The 8,802-nt window shown below is 71.9% G+C and carries 6 protein-coding genes; 3 read left to right on the top strand and 3 right to left on the bottom strand.

The annotated features are described in order from the left end of the window. The first annotated feature begins 410 nt into the window (after positions 1–410). Positions 411–860: a PTS glucose transporter subunit IIA gene (locus ACFYO5_RS29795; RefSeq protein ID WP_356567465.1), complete on the top strand. Its 450-nt coding sequence runs from the start codon at positions 411–413 to the stop codon at positions 858–860. Between the two features lie 78 nt (positions 861–938). Next, entirely contained in the window at positions 939–2,609 is a 1,671-nt protein-coding gene (ptsP, locus tag ACFYO5_RS29790) for a phosphoenolpyruvate--protein phosphotransferase (RefSeq protein ID WP_356567463.1), read from the top strand. A gap of 68 nt (positions 2,610–2,677) precedes the next feature. Here ptsP and ACFYO5_RS29785 read toward each other — a convergent pair whose 3' ends face one another. Both ACFYO5_RS29785 and ACFYO5_RS29780 read right to left on the bottom strand, forming a co-directional pair. Further along, positions 2,678–3,583: a hypothetical protein gene (locus tag ACFYO5_RS29785; protein WP_388714532.1), complete on the bottom strand. Its 906-nt coding sequence runs from the start codon at positions 3,581–3,583 to the stop codon at positions 2,678–2,680. Positions 3,584–3,674: 91 nt separating this feature from the next. Beyond that, positions 3,675–5,642, bottom strand: a complete 1,968-nt coding sequence (locus ACFYO5_RS29780; RefSeq protein ID WP_388714529.1) for an acetoacetate--CoA ligase — start codon at positions 5,640–5,642, stop codon at positions 3,675–3,677. Positions 5,643–5,855: 213 nt separating this feature from the next. Between ACFYO5_RS29780 and ACFYO5_RS29775 the strand changes: the two genes are divergently transcribed. Further along, complete coding sequence (locus tag ACFYO5_RS29775; RefSeq protein WP_388714527.1) at positions 5,856–8,231, top strand: glycoside hydrolase family 31 protein; 2,376 nt, start codon at positions 5,856–5,858, stop codon at positions 8,229–8,231. Here ACFYO5_RS29775 and ACFYO5_RS29770 read toward each other — a convergent pair. Beyond that, complete coding sequence (locus ACFYO5_RS29770) at positions 8,222–8,758, bottom strand: NUDIX domain-containing protein (RefSeq protein WP_388714523.1); 537 nt, start codon at positions 8,756–8,758, stop codon at positions 8,222–8,224. The two genes, ACFYO5_RS29775 and ACFYO5_RS29770, sit on opposite strands and share 10 nt — an antisense overlap. Positions 8,759–8,802 lie beyond the last annotated feature (44 nt).

Raw genomic sequence — 8,802 nt, 5'->3', positions numbered from 1 at the left:
CGCTGTTGAGTTCTCAAGGAACGGACGCTTCCTTTGTACTCACCCGAGAGACTCTCTCAGGCTTTCCTCCGGGCGCTTCCCTTCGGTCTTGCGTTCCCAACTCTACCAGTCATTTTCCGTCCCCCTGACCACCGTCCCGCAGGCATGCGGAAGATGATCCAGAGTTAGGATCTGACAAGTTGGGTGCTGCCCGGTTAAGCGCGCTTGTTCGCGTCGCTCACCCTCAAGCAGGAGTACGACTGTACACGGGGCCGCAGAGCGCGTGCAAATCGATTAGGCTAGTGGTCTAGACCACGGATCGGGATCACTCGTGCGGAACCGGTACTTCATATGACATACCCTGCTGCACGTGCGCCGTCCGGGACTGGTAGTGACGGGCCCTATACATCTCCACCCCTGGGAGGCTTCCCATGACCACCGTGACGTCCCCGTTGGCAGGACGCGCCATCGGACTGGCAGCAGTTCCCGATCCGGTCTTCTCCGGGGCCATGGTCGGCCCCGGTACGGCCATCGACCCGGTGCGTGAGCCCTCCGAGGCCGTGGCACCCGTGGACGGCGTCATCGTCTCCCTCCACCCCCACGCCTTCGTCGTGGTCGACGCCGAGGGGCACGGCGTGCTCACGCATCTCGGCATCGACACCGTCCAACTGAACGGGGAGGGCTTCGAGCTCCTCGTGAACAAGGGCGACACGGTGACCCGCGGGCAGGGCATCGTGCGGTGGAACCCGGTCGCGGTCGAGGAGGCCGGCAAGTCCCCGGTGTGCCCGATCGTGGCGCTGGAGGCGACGTCCGACGCCCTTGGTGATCTCCGCGAGGACGGCGACGTGAAGACCGGCGACGTTCTCTTTTCCTGGCGCTGAGCCGACACCGCCGCGGACACGGCGGCGCGAAGGACAACCACCGCGGCGGAACCCGCCGCACTATCGGAGACGGGTGAGATGGACACAACGCTGCGAGGCGTCGGCGTGAGCCACGGTGTGGCGATCGGCGAGGTGCGGCACATGGGAACGGCGGTCCTCGAACCGCCCGCCAAGCAGATCCCGGCCGAGGAGGCGGAGCGGGAACAGGGGCGCGCCCGCCAGGCCGTGGACGCCGTGGCGGCCGATCTGATGGCGCGCGGCAATCTGGCGGGGGGCGAGGCACAGGCGGTCCTCGAAGCCCAGGCCATGATGGCGCAGGACCCGGAGCTGATGGCGGACGTGGAGCGGCGCATCGCCGTCGGCAGCACGGCTGAGCGCGCTGTCTACGACGCGTTCGCCTCGTACCGCGAGCTGCTGGCGAACGCCGGGGAGTACCTCGCCGGCCGGGTGGCCGACCTCGACGACGTGCGGAATCGTATCGTCGCCCGTCTGCTGGGCGTCCCCATGCCGGGCGTCCCGGACAGCGACGAGCCGTACGTACTGGTCGCGAGGGATCTCGCGCCCGCCGACACCGCGCTGCTGGACCCGACGCTGGTGCTCGGATTCGTGACCGAGGAAGGTGGCCCGACCAGCCACAGCGCGATCCTCGCGCGGGCGCTGGGAGTGCCGGCGGTCGTGGCGCTGCCGGGCGCCGGTGAGCTTGCCGAGGGGACCGTCATCGCGGTCGACGGCAGCAGCGGCGAGGTGTTCGTGGACCCGACCGAGGACAAGAAGGCTCAGCTCGAGGCCGCGGCCGCGGAGCGGAAGGCCGCGCTGTCCGCCTCGACCGGGCCGGGCGCGACCGCTGACGGTCACAAGGTGCCGCTGCTGGCCAACGTCGGTGGGCCGGCCGATGTGCCGGCCGCCGTCGAGGCCGGCGCGGAGGGTGTCGGCCTGTTCCGTACCGAGTTCCTCTTCCTCGACGACAGCAAGAAGGCGCCGTCGGAGGAGAAGCAGGTCGCGGCGTACCGGCAGGTGCTGGAGGCGTTCCCCGAGGGGCGCGTCGTGGTGCGGGTGCTGGACGCCGGCGCGGACAAGCCGCTGGACTTCCTCACTCCGGCGGACGAGCCGAATCCGGCGCTGGGCGTGCGGGGTCTGCGGACGCTCCTGGACCATCCCGACGTACTGCGCACACAGCTCTCGGCGCTGGCGAAGGCCGCCGAGGGCCTGCCGGTCCACCTTGAGGTCATGGCCCCGATGGTGGCCGACCGCGCCGACGCCAAGGCGTTCGCCGACGCCTGTCGTGCGGCCGGCCTGCGGGCCAAGTTCGGTGCGATGGTGGAGATCCCTTCCGCCGCTCTGCGGGCGCGCTCGATCCTGCGGGAGGTCGAGTTCCTGTCCCTGGGGACGAACGACCTCGCGCAGTACACCTTCGCGGCGGACCGTCAGGTGGGCGCTGTGTCCCGGCTCCAGGATCCCTGGCAGCCCGCGCTGCTCGACCTGGTGGCGCTGGCGGCCGAGGCGGCCAGGACCGAGGGCAGGAGCTGTGGGGTCTGCGGCGAGGCCGCGTCCGACCCGCTGCTCGCGTGTGTGCTAACGGGGCTGGGTGTCACCTCCCTGTCGATGGGGTCGGCGTCGATCCCGTACGTGCGGGCCACGCTGGCGAAGTACACGCTCGCTCAGTGCGAGCGGGCTGCGGCGGCCGCCCGTGCGACCGACAGTGCCGAGGATGCGCGCGCGGCCGCGCAGGCGGTGCTGTCCGGCGAGTAGGCGGCGGACCGTTGTCCGGCTGGTGAGGAGGGGCGCTCGGCCTTCGCGGCGGGCGCCCCTCCCGCGTCTCAGTGATGGTGGCCCGGGGCCGGCCCCTGCTGTCCGTCCTGGGTGAGGTCGGGCGGTACGCAGTAGTCCACGCCGGACTCGGGTGCGATGAGGTCGCCGGATTCGACGTCGGTGCAGTAGGCGTCGAACACCTCGCCGGCGGTCAGCGGTTCGAGTCCTTCGCCGCGCAGCCGCCAGCCGTAGACGCGGTCGGGGGCGCCGGCGGAGCTGGTGCGCATGACCAGGCCGCCGGGGCCGCGGGTGGCGATGCCGAGGGCGAGGACGGTCGTGAACTCGAGGGACTCGGCCTCGTCGAGCGGGGTGGTGCCGTCGGCTGCCTCGTCGGCGTGGAGGACGGCGACGAGGGTCTCGGGTGTTCCGGTGACGCTGCACACCAGGTGGCGGTTGCCGGGCGGTGCGGTGTCGAGGATCCGGACGAGGAGGTCGGAGGCCCGGGCGAAGGCTGCGCGGCCGATGTCCTCGCCGCAGGTGGCGCAGGCACCGAGGCGGGCGAGGAGGGTGGCCGCGTACTCCCAGGTCGCTTGTCGGACGGCTTCGTCGACCAGGGCGGGAACCAGGTCGGCGAGCGGCTGACCGTCGTACGGGAGGGTGGGGCCGGTGGTGGCGAGTTGGGCGGTGAAGCGTGTGCGGTGGGCGGGGTTGTCGGGGTCGAGGCCCTTCGCCGCGCAGAAGTCGGCGTACTCCTGCGGGTCGAAGAGGGCGACGGTGGTGTGGGTGCCCTGGAGGGCACGCGTTTTGAGGAGGTCCTCCACCTGTCGGAGATACGTCGGGTGGTCGTCGAAGGTGAAGGTGCGATAACGCCGCATGGCGCGGAAGTCGTGTTCGTCGGTGAGCAGGCCGATGGTGCCGGCGATCTCGCGGCGCAGGACGCGTCGCATGGTCCGGTGGTCGGTGTGTGGCGCCATGGTTCCCCCTGTGTGAGCACGGTCGATCGATGCTCACTCACAGTAACCGTCGGCACTGACAACGGGTCCTGAGCTGGGGTTTCGCGTTCGGTCAGGCCCGCTTGCGGGCGAGGTCCTCGTAGAAGCGCAGGAGGTCCAGGTTGTCGATGGAGCCCGGGTTGACCGCCTTTTCCAGGGGGGTGCCCTGGAGGAGACGCTTGACGGGGACCTCGATGCGCTTCCCGGTGAGGGTGTGCGGCACTCCCGGCACCTCGATGACCTCGTCGGGAACATGGCGTGGGGAGAGTTCCTCGCGAATGGTCCGCTTGACGCGGTCGAGGAGCGCGTCGTCGAGGACGGCTCCGGGTGCCAGGTGGACGAAGAGGGGCATCCAGTAGCCGCCGTCGGGTTGTTCGATGCCGATGACCAGGGATTCCTTGATCTCGGGCAGGCGCTCCACGGCTTCGTAGATGTCGGCGGAGCCCATGCGGACGCCCTGTCGGTTGAGCGTGGAGTCGGACCGGCCGTGGATGACGACGGAGCCGCGGGAGGTGAGGGTGATCCAGTCCCCGTGCCGCCATGCGCCGGGGTAGGTGTCGAAGTAGCTGTCGTGGTAGCGGCTGCCGTCGGGGTCGTTCCAGAAGTACACCGGCATCGACGGCATCGGGTTGGTGACGACGAGTTCGCCGACCTCGTCGACGAGTGGGCGGCCGCTCGGGTCCCAGGCCTGTAGGTCGGTGCCGAGGCAGGGCGCCTGGAGTTCGCCGGTGTACACGGGGAGGGTGGGGACGGCTCCCGCGAAGCAGGAGCAGACGTCCGTGCCGCCGCTGACGGAGGCGATCCACAGGTCGGCACGGACCTCGTCGTGCAGCCAGCGGAAGCCGTCGGGCGGCAGTGGCGAGCCCGTGGTGGCGACGCAGCGGACCGTGGAGAGGTCGAAGTCGCGGGCCGGGTGCACGCCGGCCTTGCGGCAGGCCATGACGTAGGCCGCCGAAGTGCCGTAGAGAGTGGCTCGGGTGCGTTCGGCGATGCGCCACTGGGCGGCGGTGTCCGGGTGGCCGGGGCTGCCGTCGTAGAGGACGACGGTCGTTCCGGTGAGGAGGCCGGAGACGAGGAAGTTCCACATCATCCAGCCGGTCGAGGTGTACCAGAAGAAGCGGTCCCCGGGGCCGAGATCGCAGTGCAGGCCGAGTTGTTTGAGGTGTTCGACGAGGATGCCGCCCTGTGACTGGACGATGGCCTTGGGCAGGCCGGTCGTGCCGGAGGAATAGAGCACCCACAGGGGGTGGTCGAACGGGACCTGTTCGAAGGTGGGTTCCCGGTCCGCGGCGGTCAGGGCCGGCCAGTCCAGGGCGCCCTCGGGTGTCTCGGTGCCCAGGAGGGGGATGTGGACGACGGCACGCAGGGTGGGCAGTTCGCGGCGGAGTTCGGCGACCACGTCGCGGCGGTCGTGTTCCTTGCCGCCGTAGCGGTAGCCGTCGACGGTGAACAGGACGACCGGCTCGACCTGCTGGAAGCGGTCCAGGACGCTGCGGGCGCCGAAGTCGGGGGCGCAGGAGGTCCAGACGCCGCCGACGGCGGCCGTGGCGAGGAGCGCGACGACGGCCTGGGGGATGTTCGGCAGGTAGGCGCTGACCCGGTCTCCGGGGCGGACGCCGAGGTCGCGCAGTTCGGCCGCGAGGGAGCCGACCTGGCGGCGCAGTTCGGACCAGGTCACCGGCCGGGGCTCGTGGGTCTCGTCGACGTGCAGCAGGGCCGGTTCGTCCGGGCGGTCGGCGGCGGCGCGGAGGGCGTGCTCGGCGTAGTTCAGGGTGGCGCCGGGGAACCACTCGGCGCCGGGCATGGCGCGGTCGCCCAGCACGCGCGTGTACGGGGTCGAGAACCGTACGTCGAACCACTCCGTGACGGCTTTCCAGAATGTTTCGGGTTCGGCGACGGACCAGCGGTGCAGGGCCGGATAGCTCCCGTCGGACGGGGCTCCGTGGTGTTCGGCCGCCCAGGTCTGGAACCTGGTGACCTGGGCATCGGCGATGCGCTGCGGATCGGGCCGCCAGAGCGGCTCGGGGTTCACGGTCGACATGGGGCGGCTCCCGGACTGTGCGCGTCGTGTGCGTCGACCGCGCACGTGCTGGGGTGTGCGCGTGACGCGGCTGACACGGACGATGCCATGTGATCGACTTCCACACCAGGGCGCGCCCCACACAGCCCGTGTCGTGAAGATGTGGCCCCGGCACAGGTGAACGGCAGTTGAACGATCCCCGCGCGCGGTGCGGTGGGTGACAGGGTGAGCAGCATGGACGGTCGTGACCTGGTGCGTTCGATGAAGCTGGTCGGTTCCGCGGGGGCCGCACAGGGGTTGCGCAGCGTGCGAACGGCGTGGCGTCGGCGGCGTGCCGATGCCGTGGGGCTGCCGGCGCGGGGTGCCGAGCGGGCGCGGGTGCCGGGGGTGGTGCGGGACGTGGCGCCGGGGGCCGGCGGCGGGACGATCCGGTTCAGTCGCTCGGAGCTGTTGATCCGGGTGGCGGTGAACGGTGCTGTCTTCTGGGGCTGGGACGGGGCCGCGGCCGAGCCGTCGTACGCGCTGGCCGGGCGCTGTCCCGACGCCGATCCCCGGGCGGTGCTGGAGCCGGACAAGGACGGCGGGTGGCGGCTGGTGGCGGAACGGGTGACGGTGGTGGTCTCTCGGCACGGCGCGATCGAGGTGCGCACGCCGGGTGGCGTGGTGCTGCGGCGGGACCTGCCGCCGAGGTGGTGGGAACCGGCGGACGGGGGTCCGGGGCGCTGGATGCAACGGTCGGAGGTGGCGGCGGACGCCCGCTTCTTCGGGCTGGGCGGTCGGGCGTCCGGACCCCGTCTGCGTGCGGGGACCTACCGGCTGTGGAACACCGATCCCGGGCGCGCGTTCGATCGGGACGACGATCCGCTGTACCTGACGATGCCGGTGCAGCTGGTGGTGGCCGACGCGGCCACCCATCTGGCCTTCCACGACACGTCCTGGGACGGCTCGGTGAGGTTGCGGGAGGGCCGGGAGGGGGCCGGGTCCGGGCACGACCGTGTCGGGATGTCCGAGCTGTGGATGGACGGCGGCCCCTTGCGCTGCTGGGTGATGGTAGGGACCCCCGCGCGCGTGTTGCTCGCCTGGGCCTCGCTCACCGGTGCGCCGGCGACACCGCCTGCCTGGGCGCTCGGGCACCATCACGCGGGGAGCTTCGGCAGCGAGCAGGAGGTGCGGCGGGTCGTGGCCGGCTACCAGGAGCACGACCTGCCGCTCGACGTGGTGCATGTGGACGTCGGTCCCTCGGACGGCCGTCAGGTGTTCGCCGTCGACCAGGAGCGTTTCGCCAAGCTCTCGGTGCTCGCCGAGGAGCTGCGTCGGGACGGGGTCCGCCTGGTCTCCCAGGTCGAGCCCGCCGTGCGGGCGGCGCCGGGTGACGCGGTGCACGACAGCGGGGTCGTCGAGGACGTGTTCGTGCGGGACGCCTCGGGGCGGCCCGTGGAGGGCACGGCACGGGCCGGCGAGTCGGTGTTCCCGGACTTCACGCACGCGCGCGTGCGTGCGTGGTGGGGCGGGCTGTACGCGGAGGGGATCGCGCAGGGCCTCTCGGGTTTCTGGCACGGCATGAACGAGCCCACGTCGTTCACCGCCTTCGGGGAGTCGACGCTCCCCCGGTCGGCGAGGCACGCCCTGGAGGGCCGTGGTGGCGATCACCGTGAGGCGCACAACGTGTACGGGCTGTGCATGGCCCAAGCGGCCTATGAGGGCTTGCGGAAGGTTCTTCCCGACGAGCGCCCGTTCGTGTTCTCGCGCTCCGGCTGGGCGGGGCTCCAGCGCTACGGCGGTACCTGGTCCGGTGAGGTCACCACGGGCTGGCCGGGGCTGCGGGCGTCGCTGTCGCTGGTGCTGGGGCTCGGGCTCTGCGGGGTGCCGTGCTCGGGGCCGGAGGTCGGGGGCTTCGACGGCGGCTCGTCCCCGGAGTTGTATCTGCGGTGGATGCAGCTGGGCGCCTACCTGCCGCTGTTCCGTACGCACGCGGCCCGCCGGGCGGGACGTAGGGAGCCGTGGGAGTTCGGTCCCGAGGTCCTGGAGCACGTGCGCGTGGCGCTCGTCGAGCGTCGGCGGCTGTTGCCGTACTTCGTGACGCTGGCCCATCTCGCCCGGCGTACCGGGGCTCCCTCGGTGCGGCCGCTGTGGTGGGGTGCCCCGGAGGACCGGGCGTTGCGCGACTGCGAGGACGCCTTTCTGCTCGGTGACGGCCTTCTGGTGGCGCCGGTGCTGGACCCGGGCGCGCAGCGGCGGGCGGTGCAGTTGCCGCGGGGGCTCTGGTACGACACGGCGACGGGGACGGCGTACCGGGGGCCGGGACAGGTGTGCGTCGCCGCGCCTCTGGGGCGGATACCGGTGCTCGCGCGCGCGGGGGCGGTGGTGCCGGTGCGCGGGGAGGACGGCGGTGTGGAGCTGGAGGTGTGGGCGCCGGACCGGGGACGGACGGGGGGCGGGCTGGTGGTGCGGGACACGGGCGACGGCTGGGAGGAGCCGGAGGTCGAGCGGTACGTCGCCCGGTGGGACGGCGATCGGGGGGTCGTCGTGGAGCGGGAGGGTGCGGACGGCGTGCGTGAGCCGTCCTACCCGGTGCGCGTGCGCGGGCTCGGTGGGCCGGGTCAGATGTAGCGGCCCTCGAAGAACGCCCGCACCGCGATCGTGTGCAGCGGGAAGGCCAGCTCCTCCGGCCTGTGCACGAGGTGCCAGCCTTCCGTCTCGTCGGTGGCGGCCGACTCCGGCAGACGGTCCGCGGGGCGTTCCGGCAGGAGTCCGAACAGCAGGAGGTGGCCGTCGGGCGAACTCATCGCGTCGGCGAGGCGTACGTCGCGGCTCGCGGCGTCGATGCCCGTCTCCTCCCGCAGTTCGCGGACGACGGCCTGCTTCCAGTCCTCACGGTGGTCGACGTAGCCGCCGGGCAGTGCGATGCCTCCGCGCGCGGGGGCGATGGTTCGGGTGATGACGACGAGGGCGGTGCCCTTCGTGTCGTACACGGGCTGGAGGGCGATCGCGACCGGCAGGGGGTTCCGGTAGGCGACGGCGGCGCAGGCCGGGCAGGCGCGGGGCCAGCCGGTGACGCCCTCTCCGTAAGGCGCTCCGCAGCCCGAACAGTGGGAGTCGGGCACGGAGTTGAACGTGGAGTGCTGAGTTTCGGACACGCGCGGACTGTATCCGATCAAGGCCGGGCGTCGTGCGCGGGTCC

Origin of the sequence: Streptomyces sp. NPDC006259 (assembly GCF_042870975.1) — a bacterium.
Lineage (GTDB): Bacteria > Actinomycetota > Actinomycetes > Streptomycetales > Streptomycetaceae > Streptomyces.
Note: the sequence above shows the minus strand (reverse complement) of the source record. Positions and strands in the feature narration are given on the sequence as shown.

What these genes read in the sequence shown, in the direction of transcription:
- ACFYO5_RS29795 (WP_356567465.1), top strand. Translation starts at nt 411, where the DNA reads ATGACCACCGTGACGTCCCCGTTGGCAGGACGCGCCATCGGACTGGCA.
- ptsP (WP_356567463.1), top strand. Translation starts at nt 939, where the DNA reads ATGGACACAACGCTGCGAGGCGTCGGCGTGAGCCACGGTGTGGCGATC.
- ACFYO5_RS29785 (WP_388714532.1), bottom strand. Translation starts at nt 3,583, where the DNA reads ATGGCGCCACACACCGACCACCGGACCATGCGACGCGTCCTGCGCCGC.
- ACFYO5_RS29780 (WP_388714529.1), bottom strand. Translation starts at nt 5,642, where the DNA reads ATGTCGACCGTGAACCCCGAGCCGCTCTGGCGGCCCGATCCGCAGCGC.
- ACFYO5_RS29775 (WP_388714527.1), top strand. Translation starts at nt 5,856, where the DNA reads ATGGACGGTCGTGACCTGGTGCGTTCGATGAAGCTGGTCGGTTCCGCG.